General features: G+C 73.6%; 10 protein-coding genes. 5 read left to right on the top strand and 5 right to left on the bottom strand.

Annotated features, from left to right (window positions below):
- Positions 1 to 25 precede the first annotated feature (25 nt).
- From ACZ4Z1_RS32450 to ACZ4Z1_RS32440, 3 genes are read right to left on the bottom strand one after another with little or no spacing between them, the layout of a single operon-like run.
- The gene (locus ACZ4Z1_RS32450; protein WP_468490236.1) at positions 26 to 2,410 is read right to left on the bottom strand and encodes a xanthine dehydrogenase family protein molybdopterin-binding subunit; all 2,385 of its coding nucleotides are present in this window, start codon (positions 2,408 to 2,410) and stop codon (positions 26 to 28) included.
- A 2-nt stretch (positions 2,411 to 2,412) separates the two neighbouring features.
- Complete coding sequence (locus ACZ4Z1_RS32445; RefSeq protein WP_468490235.1) at positions 2,413 to 3,030, bottom strand: (2Fe-2S)-binding protein; 618 nt, start codon at positions 3,028 to 3,030, stop codon at positions 2,413 to 2,415.
- The gene (locus ACZ4Z1_RS32440; protein ID WP_468490234.1) at positions 3,021 to 3,908 is read right to left on the bottom strand and encodes an FAD binding domain-containing protein; all 888 of its coding nucleotides are present in this window, start codon (positions 3,906 to 3,908) and stop codon (positions 3,021 to 3,023) included. The genes ACZ4Z1_RS32445 and ACZ4Z1_RS32440 overlap by 10 nt, the downstream gene beginning before the upstream one ends.
- A 317-nt stretch (positions 3,909 to 4,225) precedes the next feature.
- Between ACZ4Z1_RS32440 and ACZ4Z1_RS32435 the strand changes: the two genes are divergently transcribed.
- From ACZ4Z1_RS32435 to ACZ4Z1_RS32425, 3 genes are all read left to right on the top strand, one after another.
- Positions 4,226 to 5,905, top strand: coding sequence for a PucR family transcriptional regulator (locus ACZ4Z1_RS32435; RefSeq protein ID WP_468490233.1), 1,680 nt, complete (start codon positions 4,226 to 4,228; stop codon positions 5,903 to 5,905).
- Between the two features lie 389 nt (positions 5,906 to 6,294).
- Positions 6,295 to 7,143: a hypothetical protein gene (locus tag ACZ4Z1_RS32430; RefSeq protein ID WP_468490232.1), complete on the top strand. Its 849-nt coding sequence runs from the start codon at positions 6,295 to 6,297 to the stop codon at positions 7,141 to 7,143.
- Positions 7,144 to 7,347: 204 nt separating this feature from the next.
- The gene (locus ACZ4Z1_RS32425) at positions 7,348 to 8,223 is read left to right on the top strand and encodes a hypothetical protein (RefSeq protein WP_468490231.1); all 876 of its coding nucleotides are present in this window, start codon (positions 7,348 to 7,350) and stop codon (positions 8,221 to 8,223) included.
- An 86-nt stretch (positions 8,224 to 8,309) separates the two neighbouring features.
- Here the strand turns inward: ACZ4Z1_RS32425 and ACZ4Z1_RS32420 are convergent, their stop codons facing one another.
- Entirely contained in the window at positions 8,310 to 9,239 is a 930-nt protein-coding gene (locus ACZ4Z1_RS32420; RefSeq protein ID WP_468490230.1) for a GntR family transcriptional regulator, read from the bottom strand.
- A 130-nt stretch (positions 9,240 to 9,369) separates the two neighbouring features.
- On the opposite strand from ACZ4Z1_RS32420, the gene ACZ4Z1_RS32415 reads away from it, so the two are divergent.
- Together ACZ4Z1_RS32415 and ACZ4Z1_RS32410 are read left to right on the top strand one after the other, a co-directional pair.
- The gene (locus ACZ4Z1_RS32415; RefSeq protein ID WP_468490229.1) at positions 9,370 to 10,209 is read left to right on the top strand and encodes a (2Fe-2S)-binding protein; all 840 of its coding nucleotides are present in this window, start codon (positions 9,370 to 9,372) and stop codon (positions 10,207 to 10,209) included.
- A gap of 196 nt (positions 10,210 to 10,405) precedes the next feature.
- Positions 10,406 to 11,524: a DUF2637 domain-containing protein gene (locus ACZ4Z1_RS32410; protein ID WP_468490228.1), complete on the top strand. Its 1,119-nt coding sequence runs from the start codon at positions 10,406 to 10,408 to the stop codon at positions 11,522 to 11,524.
- A gap of 37 nt (positions 11,525 to 11,561) precedes the next feature.
- On the opposite strand, the gene ACZ4Z1_RS32405 is transcribed toward ACZ4Z1_RS32410, so the two are convergent.
- Positions 11,562 to 12,020, bottom strand: a complete 459-nt coding sequence (locus ACZ4Z1_RS32405) for an ATP-binding protein (RefSeq protein ID WP_468490227.1) — start codon at positions 12,018 to 12,020, stop codon at positions 11,562 to 11,564.
- Between the last annotated feature and the right edge of the window lie 114 nt (positions 12,021 to 12,134).

Here is a 12,134-nt window from a genome sequence, read left to right as displayed (position 1 = left end):
GCGTACGGCCGTACCGCCGGGACGGTTATGTGCCGGTGAGGTGCTCCGGACGGACCGGAGTCTTGTTCAGTTCGAGCCCGGTCGCGTTCCGGATCGCCGCGAGGACGGCCGGGGTGGACGACAGGGTGGGTGCCTCGCCGATGCCGCGCAGCCCGTACGGGGCGTGCTCGTCGGCGAGTTCGAGCACGTCGACCGGGATGGTCGGCGTGTCGAGGATCGTGGGGATGAGGTAGTCCGTGAAGGAGGGGTTGCGTACCTTCGCGGTCTTCGGGTCGACGATGATCTCCTCCATCACCGCGACGCCGAGGCCCTGCGTCGTACCGCCCTGGATCTGGCCGACGACGGAGAGCGGGTTGAGCGCCTTGCCGACGTCCTGGGCGCAGGCCAGTTCGATGACCTTGACCAGGCCGAGGCCGGTGTCCACCTCGACGACCGCGCGGTGCGCGGCGAAGGAGTACTGGACATGGCCATTGCCCTGGCCGGTGCGCAGGTCGAACGCCTCGGTGGGGCGGTGCCGCCACTCCAGCTCCAGGTCGACCGCCTCACCCTCCAGGACGTCCACGAGATCGGCGAGCACCTCGCCGCCGTCGGTGACGACCTTGCCGCCCTCCAGCAGGAGTTCGGCGGTGGCCCACGCCGGGTGGTGGGCGCCGAACTTGCGCCGTCCCAGCTCCAGGACCTTCTCGCGCACGTGCTCGCAGGTGTTCTTCACCGCGCCGCCGGTGACGTAGGTCTGCCGGGAGGCGGAGGTGGAGCCCGCCGAACCGACCCGGGTGTCCGCCGGGTGGATGGTGACCTGCTCGACGCCCAGTTCGGTACGGGCGATCTGCGCGTGGACGGTGACACCGCCCTGGCCGACCTCCGCCATCGCGGTGTGCACGGTCGCGACCGGCATGCCGCCGACGACCTCCATGCGGACGCGGGCGGTGGAGTAATCGTCGAAGCCCTCGGAGAAACCGACGTTCTTGATGCCGACGGCGTAGCCGATGCCGCGTACGACGTCCTCGCCGTGCGTGGTGTTGGACAGCCCGCCGGGCAGCGCACGGACGTCGGCGCCCTCGGTGGTCTCCCACTGGTTCTCCGGCGGCAGCGGCATCGCCTTGACGCGGCGCAGCAGCTCGGCGACCGGCGCCGGGGAGTCGACCTCCTGGCCGGTCGGCAGCAGGGTGCCCTGCTCCATGGCGTTCAGCTGCCGGAAGGCGACCGGGTCCATGCCCAGCTTCTCGGCCAGCTTGTCCATCTGCGCCTCGTACGCGAAGCACGCCTGGACGGCGCCGAAGCCGCGCATGGCGCCGCAGGGCGGGTTGTTCGAGTACAGGGCGATGGCCTCGATGTCCACGTCCTCGACGACGTACGGGCCGACGGACAGGGAGGAGGCGTTGCCGACGACGGCCGGGGAGGCGGACGCGTACGCGCCGCCGTCCAGCACGATGCGGCACTTCATGTGCGTGAGTTTGCCGTCCTTGGTGGCGCCGTGCTCGTACCAGAGCCTGGCGGGGTGCCGGTGGACGTGCCCGAAGAACGACTCGAACCGGTTGTAGACGATCTTGACGGGCTTGCCGGTGCGCAGCGCCAGCAGACAGGCGTGAATCTGCATCGACAGGTCCTCGCGGCCGCCGAAGGCGCCGCCGACGCCGGAGAGCGTCATGCGGATCTTGTCCTCGGGCAGGCCCAGGACCGGCGCGATCTGGCGCAGGTCGGAGTGGAGCCACTGGGTGGCGACGTACAGGTCGACGCCACCGTCCTCACCGGGCACCGCGAGGCCCGACTCCGGGCCGAGGAACGCCTGGTCCTGCATGCCGAAGACGTACTCGCCGGAGACGATCACATCCGCCCGGCGGGCCGCCGCCGCGGCGTCGCCGCGCACGATGGGCTGGCGGTGCACGATGTTCGGGTGCGGTACGTGCCCGGCGTGGTGGTCGTCGCGGTGCTCGTGGACCAGCGGCGCGTCCTCGGCCAGCGCGGACGCCTCGTCGGTGACCAGCGGCAGTTCGCGGTACTCGATCCTGATCTTGGCGGCGGCGCGGCGGGCCGTCTCCGGGTGGTCGGCGGCGACCAGCGCCACCGGTTCGCCGTGGTGGCGGACCTTGCCGTGCGCGAGGACGGGCGTGTCCTGGATCTCCAGACCGTAGTTCTTCACGTCCGTGGGCAGGTCGTCGTAGGTCAGGACCGCGTACACGCCGGACTGGGCGAGCGCCTCGGAGGTGTCGATGGAGACGATCTCGGCGTGCGCGACGGTGGAGCGCAGGGTGAAGCCCCACAGCATGTCCTCGTGCCACAGGTCCGAGGAGTACGCGAACTCGCCGGTCACCTTGAGGGTGCCGTCCGGGCGCAGCGTGGAGGCGCCGATGCCCGCGTCGGCCTTGCCGCCCTGGGTCAGGTGGGTGGGTGTGCGGGTGACTCCGCTCATGGTCAGGCCCCCGTTCCGGTGGTCCGCGCGTCGCCGCGGGCGGCGGCGAGCCGGACCGCGTCGAGGATCTTCTCGTAGCCCGTGCAGCGGCACAGGTTGCCGGACAGCGCCTCGCGGATGTCCGCGTCGGACGGCTGGGCGTTGCGCTCCAGCAGCTCGTCGGCGGCGACCAGCAGGCCGGGCGTGCAGAAGCCGCACTGGACGGCACCCGCGTCGATGAACGCCTGCTGGATCGGCGCGAGCCTGACCTGTTCACCCGTCCGGCTGTCGGTGCCGGCCGGCTCGGCCTGCCGGCGCTGCGCCGTATCCATGTCCGTACCGGCCGCCGTGCCGCAGGCCCCGGTGGCGCAGCCGCCGTGCTGCGCACGCTGCTCGGCGAAGTCCGCCAGACCTTCGACGGTGACGACCTCGCGGCCCTCGGCCTGACCGGCCGCGACCAGGCAGGAGCACACCGGCACACCGTCCAGGCGGACCGTGCAGGAGCCGCATTCGCCCTGCTCACAGGCGTTCTTCGAGCCGGGCAGACCCATCCGCTCGCGCAGCACGTACAGCAGGCTCTCGCCTTCCCATACGTCGTCGGCCTGCTGCTCGCGGCCGTTGACGGTGAATGTCACGCGCACTGGGCGCTCCTCTCGTTGCCGCGGTATGACTCCCAGGTCCAGCCGAGGGTGCGGCGCGCCATGATCCCTACCGCGTGGCGCCGGTACTTCGCGCTGCCGCGCACGTCGTCGATCGGGTTGCAGGCACCGGCCGCCAGCTCGGCGAACTGCTTCGCCACGGACGGCGGAACGGCCCGCCCCGACTCCCAGAAACCGCCCTCCTCCAGCGCCGCCGTCAGGAACTCCTCGGCGGCCCTGGCCCGTACGGGCGTGGGCGCGGCCGAGCCGATGCCGGTCCGTACCGTCCGGGTGCGCGGGTGCAGCGCGAGACCGAAGGCGCACACCGCGATGACCATGGCGTTGCGCGTGCCGACCTTGGAGAACTGCTGCGGGCCGTCTGCCTTGGGCAGGTGCACGGCGCGGATCAGCTCGTCCGGTTCCAGGGCGTTGCGCTTGACGCCCAGGTAGAAGTCGTCGATGGGGATCAGGCGGCGGCCGCGGACCGACTCGGCCTCGACCTCGCCGCCGGAGGCGAGCAGCGCCGGGTGCGCGTCGCCGGCCGGGGAGGCGGTGCCCAGGTTGCCGCCGACGCCGCCGCGGTTGCGGATCTGCGGGGAGGCGACGGTGTGCGAGGCGAGCGCGAGGCCCGGCAGCTCGGTGCGCAGGTTCTCCATGATCTGCGTGTACGGCACGGACGCGCCCAGCCGTACGGTCTCCTCGCCCACCTCCCACTCCCGCAGGTCGTCGATGCGGTTCAGGTCGAGCAGGTACTCCGGGCGGCGGTGGTCGAAGTTGATCTCGACCATCACGTCGGTGCCGCCCGCGATCGGCACAGCGGTGGGGTGCTCGGCCTTGGCAGCGAGCGCCTCCTCCCAGCTGGCGGGGCGAAGGAAGTCCATACGGGGGCTCTCTTCCTCGTCTTTTCGGTGCGTCACGGCGCCGGGCCGGCCGGCGTCGGCTCCGCTCGCGAAATCGGGTCGTCCGCTGCCCGGGAAGAGGACCTTCGGCTCTCGTTTCCACCGGGCTGTTCATGTCGTGTCTACGCGGCTGGGCCCAGTGAACGCGCCCGGCACCCACCGGGTGCAGTCACCGAAACCATGAAGCGGTTGGCTGGCCACGGCGCATGTCTTGTAGATTCGAACGAAAGGCGGGGCCCAGAAACCTCGCGGCATTCCACCGGCAACACCAGACAGAAAAGAACGGCGGGCGAGAGACCATGCGGCTCCGCGCACTCCTGGACACCGGCACTCTCGGCCTGCGGCTGCTGGGCGGCGAGGAGGAACTGGACCGTACCGTGCGCGGCGTGATGACCACCGACCTGCGCGACCCCAGCCGCTACCTGTCCGGCGGCGAGCTGGTGCTCACCGGGCTGGCCTGGCGCCGCGAGCCGGAGGACTCCGAGCGGTTCGTGCGTATCCTGGCCGCGGCCGGGGTCGCCGGGCTGGCCGCGGGCGAGGCCGAGCTGGGCTCGGTCCCCGACGACCTGGTGGCGGCCTGCGCCCGGCACCGCCTGCCGCTGTTCTCCGTCGTCGAGGCCGTCTCCTTCGCGTCGATCACCGAGTACGTCGTACGGCAGGTCTCCGGCGAGCGGGCGGGCGACCTGGCCGCCGTGGTGGACCGGCACCGCCGCCTGATGACGTCCGGACCGGCCGGCGGGGGCCCCGAGGTCGTCCTGGACCTGCTCGGTTCCGACCTGGACCTGCGCGCCTGGGTGCTGTCCCCCACCGGACGGCAGATCGCCGGGTCCACGCTGGCCGGATCCGGCCCCGAGCTGCCCGCCGAGGTGGGCGCGCGCCTGGCGGGCGAGCACCTGGCCGCGTCCCGCACCGGCCGCCGCGGCCCCTACCGGCTCCCGCTCGGCGGCACCACGTACTCCCTCTTCCCCATCCGCGGCACCAGTCGGGATCTGCGCGAGACCGTGCTGTCCGACTGGCTGCTGGCCGTCGAGGCGGACGCGGGTGACTGGGCCGAGGAGCGCCTGGACCTGCTGCACGGCGTCACCCAGCTGATCGCCGTCGAACGGGACCGCCGCGACGCGGCCCGTACGGTGCGCAGGCGCCTCGCCCAGGAAGTCCTCGAACTGGTCCAGACGGGGGCCGCGCCCGCCGAGATCGCGGCCCGGCTGCGGGTGGCCGCCCCGGTGCTGCTGCCCGGGCTGGGCACCGCCCCGCACTGGCAGGTCGTCGTCGCCCGCGTCGAGTGGGAGGGCGGTGACGTGCCCGGTGGGCCGGTCGCCCAGACTCTCCTGGAAGAGGTGCTGGTCGACCCGGGTACGTTCGGGCCCGAACCGTCCGACCGGATCGCCGTCGCGCACATCGGCGACGAGGCGGTGGCCCTGGTGCCGCTGCCGGCCGTGCCGGAGGACGGCGGCGCGCGGGACGGCCGGGACGCGTCCGCCGCCGGTCTCCACGCCGACGCCCTGCTCTCCGTCGTCCGGGAGCCGCTGACCCGCGGCCTGGCCGACGACGGGCGCCTGACCATCGGCGTCAGTGCCTCCGTCCACTCGGCGGAGGGCCTGCGCGGCGCCCTGGAGGAGGCCCGGCACGCCCGCCGGGTCGCCGCCGCCCGCCCCGGCCGGGTCTGTGCGGCGGGCCACGAGGAGCTGGCCTCGCACGTCCTGCTGCTGCCCTTCGTCCCGGACGACGTACGCCGCGCCTTCACGGCCCGCCTCCTGGACCCGCTGCGTGACTACGACCGCCGGCACCGTGCCGAACTGATCCCCACCCTGGAGGCGTTCCTCGACTGCGACGGCTCCTGGACCCGTTGCGCCACCCGGCTCCACCTGCACGTCAACACCCTCCGCTACCGGGTCGGCCGCATCGAGCAGCTGACGGGCCGTGACCTGGCGCGCCTGGAGGACAAGCTGGACTTCTTCCTGGCGCTCCGGATGAGCTGACAGGCTGTGCGCACTCCCGGCCGGGCGCGGGGCGGCAGGGCGCACATCCGGCCATGCCGGAATGGCTCGTATCCGCCGGTCCGGTGGCCGACACGCAACTGGTCTCGCTTTCCCGTCAGTTGACTCTGCGTCAGCAAGAACGGTGATCGCCGAGGCGGCGTCACCCGTTCGGAGGTTTCCCGCCGACCCCGCCGGGCAGGGCCCGCATCACACCTCTCCCCCCGGCGCGCCGTGCCCTGTCCGCTCCCCGGGCGCGCCGCCGGCCCCGCAAGGCGTCCAAGAGATTGTGAAATCATTCACCTTCCCCCTTGGCCGGGCGCCGGAATCCGTGCTGAGATGCGCCCACTGCTTCTCAGGTCCAGCTCAACGGTGCGCTCGGGGAGGGCAATGTGGCGGACACCGCCATGTCAGGAGCCGCGGAGTCCGCGGGAACCGCGGATCCCGTGGAATCGGTGCCGGGGATTCCGGCGGCCAGGTCGGCGGCCGGGGCGGACGCCCTGGACCGTGCCGTATGGCGGCTGCGGTCACGTGGCTGCTGGGACGACGCGGCGGCACTGCTGGAACCACACGCGGCGGGGTTCGCCCCGTACGCGATCCGCCGCGCCGCGCTCCTCGTGGAACGCTGCATGTTCACCGCCACCGGGTGGGCCGCGGCCGAGGACGCGCTGCGCGCCGCCGAGGCGCTGGCGGGCGACAACGACGAGCGGGGCGCCGCGGCCTGCGAGCGCGGCCAGCTGGCGTACGCCGCCACGGTCCTCGGGGTGCGCGACCGCGCCGACGAGGCCCGCTCCGCGCTCGGCCGGGCCGCGGCGCTGCTGGCACCGGCGGCACCCGGCCGCCCGCTGCTGGACTTCCGGCGCGGCTTGATGGCCGAACACGTCGCCGACAGCCCGGAGTCCGCCCGCGCCGCCTACCGCCGCGCCCACGCGGGCGCCACCACGCACGGCGATGCCCTGCTGCTGTCCTTCACCTGGCGCCACCTGGCCGGACTGGCCCTGCGCGACGGCGAGCCGGCGGAGGCCCGGCACGGCTTCGGCGAGTCGCTGCGGATCCGAGAGGAACTGGGCTTCCTGGTCGGTACGGCGCCGGCACTGGTCGCCCTTGCCGACGCGGCGCCGCCACAGGAGGCGGCGGCGCTGCGTACCGAGGCCGCCCGCCTCTTCCGCCTCATGGGCGGCGTGCCGACCTGGCTCGCCGAGCACCTGGCCGACGTGCCGGTGACGCCCGCGCCTTCGTAGGCCGCTCGCCCGCGCACCCGCTTGACGGTCCGTCGCCCGGCGGCGGGCCGTCAGGGGCCGGGCGCGCGACGGGGGCATATGTGGCTCCGCGCGCCCCACGGGCCCCGAATTTGGCCTCAAGTCGCACTGTCCGTAGGTGACTTGGCACTGGATGCTGGTGCGGTCGACTCCGACCTACGGCAGCGCCTTCTAGGAGGCCACACCTTGGCAGCAGGAGCACCGCACCCATCGGCCGGCCCGGACTGGGGAAAGGCGGATTTCGAGGCCATCTACGACTGCCCCGACCCCCGTACGTACTTCCGCACGCTGCGCCCGCTCGACTACCAGATCCCGCACCACGGCCAGGCCGTCTTCCGCGCCCTGACCGAGTCCCTGCAACGGCACCGCCCCGGGCGTCCGCCCCTCCAGGTCGTCGACCTGTGCTGTTCCTACGGCGTCAACGCCGCACTGCTCAACCACAAGCTGGGCCTCACCGACCTGTACGACCGGTACACCGACGCGCAGGAGACCGGCGGTCTGGCGCCCGGCCGGCTGGCCGACGAGGACCGGGCGTTCTTCGACGAGCTGCGCCGGCCGGAAGCGGTACGGACCATCGGCATCGACGCGGCCCGGCACGCGGTCGGCTACGCCGAACGCGTGGGCCTGCTGGACGCCGGGTTCGCCGAGAACCTGGAGGCCGCGGAGCCCACCGGGCGGCTGCGCGAGGCGCTGGCCGGCACCGACCTGATCACCGTGACGGGCGGCGTGGGCTACATCTCCGCCACCACCTTCGGCCGGCTGCTCGCCTGTACGCCCACCCCGCCCTGGGTCGCCGCGTTCGTGCTGCGGACCGTGTCATACGCGCCGGTCGCCGCGCTGCTGGCCGACGCTGGCCTGGTGACCGAGCGGCTGCCCGCCCGCACCTTCCGCCAGCGCCGGTTCGCCGACCTCGCGGAGCGCCGGGCCGCCTTCGCCGCGCTCCAGGCGCGGGGTCTGGACACCGCCGGCAAGGAGTCGGACGGCTTCTACCACGCGGACCTCCACCTCTCCCGGCCCGCGGCGGACGTGGCGGCGCTGCCCCTGGAGCGGCTGCTCCCCTGAGGGGCCCCGCCGCTCCGTGCGGGCGGCGGGCCCACCGGGTGCCCGCATACTCGGTGCGCGCGGCAGGCGTGCCCGGTGCCGCGCGCTCAGTGCGAGCGGCGGGCCGCCGCCAGGTGTTCGCGGGCGATCCGCTCGACGATCGCGTACTCCCGGGCCATCAGGGCGTCCAGCAGCGCCGTGTGCTCGGACGCGGCGGCGAGCAGGTCGGCCGTGCGGGGCGCGGGGGCGCCGGGCACCGGCCACTGCGTACGGCGGTGCAGGTCGTCGGCGACCAGGAGGAGCTGGCGGTTGCCGGTGAGCGCGAGCAGCGCGTGGTGGAAGGCGTGGTCGGCCTCCGCGTACCCGGCGCGGTCGCCGCGGGCGGCGGCCGCGACGCCGGCGGCGGCCAGCGGGCGCAGCGCCTCCCACCGCTCGGCCGGCAGCGCCCGCGCCAGCCGCAGCAGCGCCGGCACCTCCAGCATCGCGCGCACCTCGGCCAGCTCCGCGAGGTCGCGGTGGGTGCGCTCGGCGACGCGGAACCCGCGGTTCGGGGCGACTTCGACCGCGCCTTCACCGGCGAGGGTCTGCATGGCTTCCCGTACGGGCGTGGCGGAGACTCCGTAGCGGACGGCGAGCGCGGGGGCCGAATAGACCTCGCCGGGGGCCAGTTCGCCGGATATGAGGGCCTCGCGGAGGGCGGCCAGCACCTGGCCCCGTACGGAGTGCCGCTGCGGCTGCTTGCGCGGTGCGGTGCCGGGAGCGGGGCCGGGCTCCCTCCCGGCCACCGCGCCTCCCCCCGCCGGCCCGGGGGCGGCGGCAAAAGGGGACACGGGCGCGGGCACGAACGCCGTGGCGGGGTCGGGCACGCCGGGACGGTGCTCGTACGCGGCGTCCGGAACGCCGGGGGCGGCGTGCGCGGCGGGACGCTCGGCGGGCGCGTCGTGCCTGGTGTGCCCGCCCCGCACGGGCTGCGAGTCGCCCTGTGCGGGCACCTGTGCGCGCAGCCGCGGCGCCGGTTCCGCTCTGCCCTGCTCCATGCGGGTTCCTCCTCACGTTCTCCAGCACCTTAGGCGCCCCCTGTGGCAGTTCAAACCCGGCTCAAAACCACCGAAGATCGGGTAAGGTTAGCCTTACCTGCCAACGCCCGCGATATCGGTGGTGTCCCGCATGGCCTCTCTGCTCGCCGCCCGGCCGCATATCGAGCCCCTCGCCGGGGCGTACGCCCGGCTGACCGAGGTGTTCCCCGGACTGAAGGTGTCCGAATGGGAGACGGCGGCCCCGCAGGGCGAGGGCTGGGTGACGGCCGCCGGGCTGGCCACCGACCCCGCGGCCCTGGACGCCTTCATGGCCTGGGACGACGCACAGGTGATACGGGACTACGGGCAGCGCGCCCGCCCCGACGTCGTCGCCGCCTTCGCCCTGCACCGCTACGCCTGGCCCGCCTGCCTGCTGATCACCATCCCCTGGTTCCTGCACCGCCGGGTGCCGCGGCTGCCCGTCGAGGCCGTCGCCCACCACCGCGAGCAGGGCCGGATGGCCGTACGCGTCCGCTCGTTCGCGTGCCTGCCCGGCGACCCGGCGGCCGGACTGCCCGGCGCCCGTGTCGTCCGGGACGAGGAGGCGCTGCGCGCCGAGGTGCGGGAGGCCGTCGCCGAGCACCTCGGACCGGTCCTGGAAGGGTTCCGGCCCCGGCTGCGGCGCGGGCCCCGGGCCCTGTGGGGCATGGTGTCGGACGAGATCGCCGAGGGACTGTGGTACCTGGGTCACCTGCTGGGCGAGGAGCCGCGCGCGGTGGCCGAGCTGAAGCGGCTGCTGCCGGGCGGCACGGCCCCGTACCCGGGCGGCGCCGCCTTCCGCGAGCTGACCGGTCCGGACGGCGCGGCGCTGCCCACCCGGGACCGGGCGAGCTGCTGCATGTTCTACACGCTGCGCCCCGAGGACACCTGTGTGACCTGCCCGCGTACGTGCGACGCGGATCGCATCAAGCGCCTCACCGCAACCACCTGACCCCCACACCACCCGATCGAGTCGCCGGATTCGAACCCAACCACACTCACCGCAGCGGGAGTTCGAGCCGAACGCACCTATCCGTAGGCCCCCGCACCTCCCTTGCGGTCCTCTTGCTTTGAAACCCCCGGCGCGACGGACGGATTCCGCCAGGATGTCGCGCGAAACCGCGTTCGCCGAAGCAAGGGGTCCCAGGGTGAGAATTATCGATATATCGCTTAATTGGCTGGTTCCGGGGGTTCTGCTGCTCGTCGGCATCCTTTCCGCCGTCTTCGTGGTCCTGCGCGGCAAGCGCTCGGCCGACGCGACGGCGGGCGGCGAGGACTCCTGGGAACGCACCGAGGAACGCCGGCGCCGGAAGGAAGCCGTCTACGGCACGGCCTCGTACCTGCTGCTGTTCTGCTGCGCCGCGGTGGCGGCGGCCCTCTCCTTCCACGGACTGGTCGGCTTCGGCGTGACCAACCTGAACCTCTCCGGAGGCTGGGAGTACCTGGTGCCCTTCGGGCTCGACGGCGCGGCGATGTTCTGCTCCGTGCTCGCCGTGCGCGAAGCCAGCCACGGGGACGCGGCACTCGGCTCGCGCCTGCTCGTCTGGCTGTTCGCAGGCGCCGCCGCCTGGTTCAACTGGGTGCACGCGCCCAGGGGCTTCGGCCACGACGGCGCGCCGCAGTTCTTCGCCGGGATGTCGCTGTCGGCGGCGGTCCTCTTCGACCGGGCGCTCAAGCAGACCCGGCGGGCCGCCCTGCGCGAACAGGGCCTCGTACCGCGCCCGTTGCCGCAGATCCGCGTCGTACGGTGGCTGCGCGCCCCCCGGGAGACCTTCGGCGCCTGGTCGCTGATGCTGCTGGAAGGCGTACGGACACTGGACGAGGCCGTCGAAGAGGTACGCGAGGACCGGCGGCAGAAGGAGCAGAACCGTCACCGCAGGCGGGAGCGGGACAAGCTGGACCGCGCCCGCATCAAGGCGATCAACCGCCAGCACCGGCACTGGAACCGCGGCCGCGGCGGCCGGCAGGTACCGCTGACGGCGGGCGTCCCCACCGCACACGGCACCCCCACCGCCGCGCAGCAGGCCGGCGCGGAACCTGCGATAGCCGCCGACCCGGAAACCCTGCCGTCCGGACCGCTGTCCCAAGGATCCGACCCGCTGCATCCGGTCGCTTCCCGCCCGGCCCTGAAGGCCGTGCACGGCGCCGATCCCGCGGGCCCCTACCAGCGGACCGTGGACCTGACCGCCGAGGACGACACCCAGGCCCTGCCCCGGCTGGACTCCCTGGAGGAGAAACTGGCCCAGATCGAGAAGCAGTTCGGCTGACCCCCGGCGGACCGAGCCCGCACCCCCGGCCTTTTCGTCAGGCCGGTCCGCCGCCCAGCTCGAACCAGACGCACTTGCCCACGCCGTGCGCCTTGACCCCCCACGCGTCCGCGAGGGAGTGCACCAGCATCAGCCCCCTCCCCGAGGTGCCGTCCGTCGTCGGCGGGCGCAGCCTGGGCCGCCGCCCGACGAAGTCCCGTACCTCCACGCGCAGCCGGTCGGTGACCGTGGCCGTCACGACGGCGCCCCCGTTCGTGTGCACGAGGGCGTTGGTGACCAGCTCGCTGATGAGCAGTTCCGCTATGTCGGCGTCCTGGGACTCCCCCCACTGGCGCAGCAGCTGACGCAGTTCGGCGCGTACGCCCGCCACCGCCGTCAGGTCCGCTCGCCGCAGTGTGCGCTCCATCTTCCCCGGCAGCCGGGCTCCGTACCGGACGTCGCCGCGTCCGTCCACCGCTCCGGCTCTGTCCTCGCGCCGCACAGACTGACGCTTCATCCTCCCCGCCCTGTACGCTTTCCGTGCCGTAGACTCGAACAGCTTCACGGTCATGCATGCCCATCCGCCCCGGCGCCATGCTTCGGCCCGCGAGACGGCGCGACGGCAGACCGC

This window comes from Streptomyces sp. NPDC030165 (assembly GCF_055573595.1).
The sequence above is the reverse complement of the archived record's forward strand: the minus strand, read 5'-3'. Positions and strand labels throughout refer to the sequence as shown.

Bases quoted from the DNA above. Each gene is read 5' to 3' on its own strand.
- ACZ4Z1_RS32405 (WP_468490227.1), bottom strand. From the start codon at position 12,020: ATGAAGCGTCAGTCTGTGCGGCGCGAGGACAGAGCCGGAGCGGTGGAC.
- ACZ4Z1_RS32450 (WP_468490236.1), bottom strand. From the start codon at position 2,410: ATGAGCGGAGTCACCCGCACACCCACCCACCTGACCCAGGGCGGCAAG.
- ACZ4Z1_RS32420 (WP_468490230.1), bottom strand. From the start codon at position 9,239: ATGGAGCAGGGCAGAGCGGAACCGGCGCCGCGGCTGCGCGCACAGGTG.
- ACZ4Z1_RS32435 (WP_468490233.1), top strand. From the start codon at position 4,226: ATGCGGCTCCGCGCACTCCTGGACACCGGCACTCTCGGCCTGCGGCTG.
- ACZ4Z1_RS32440 (WP_468490234.1), bottom strand. From the start codon at position 3,908: ATGGACTTCCTTCGCCCCGCCAGCTGGGAGGAGGCGCTCGCTGCCAAG.
- ACZ4Z1_RS32415 (WP_468490229.1), top strand. From the start codon at position 9,370: ATGGCCTCTCTGCTCGCCGCCCGGCCGCATATCGAGCCCCTCGCCGGG.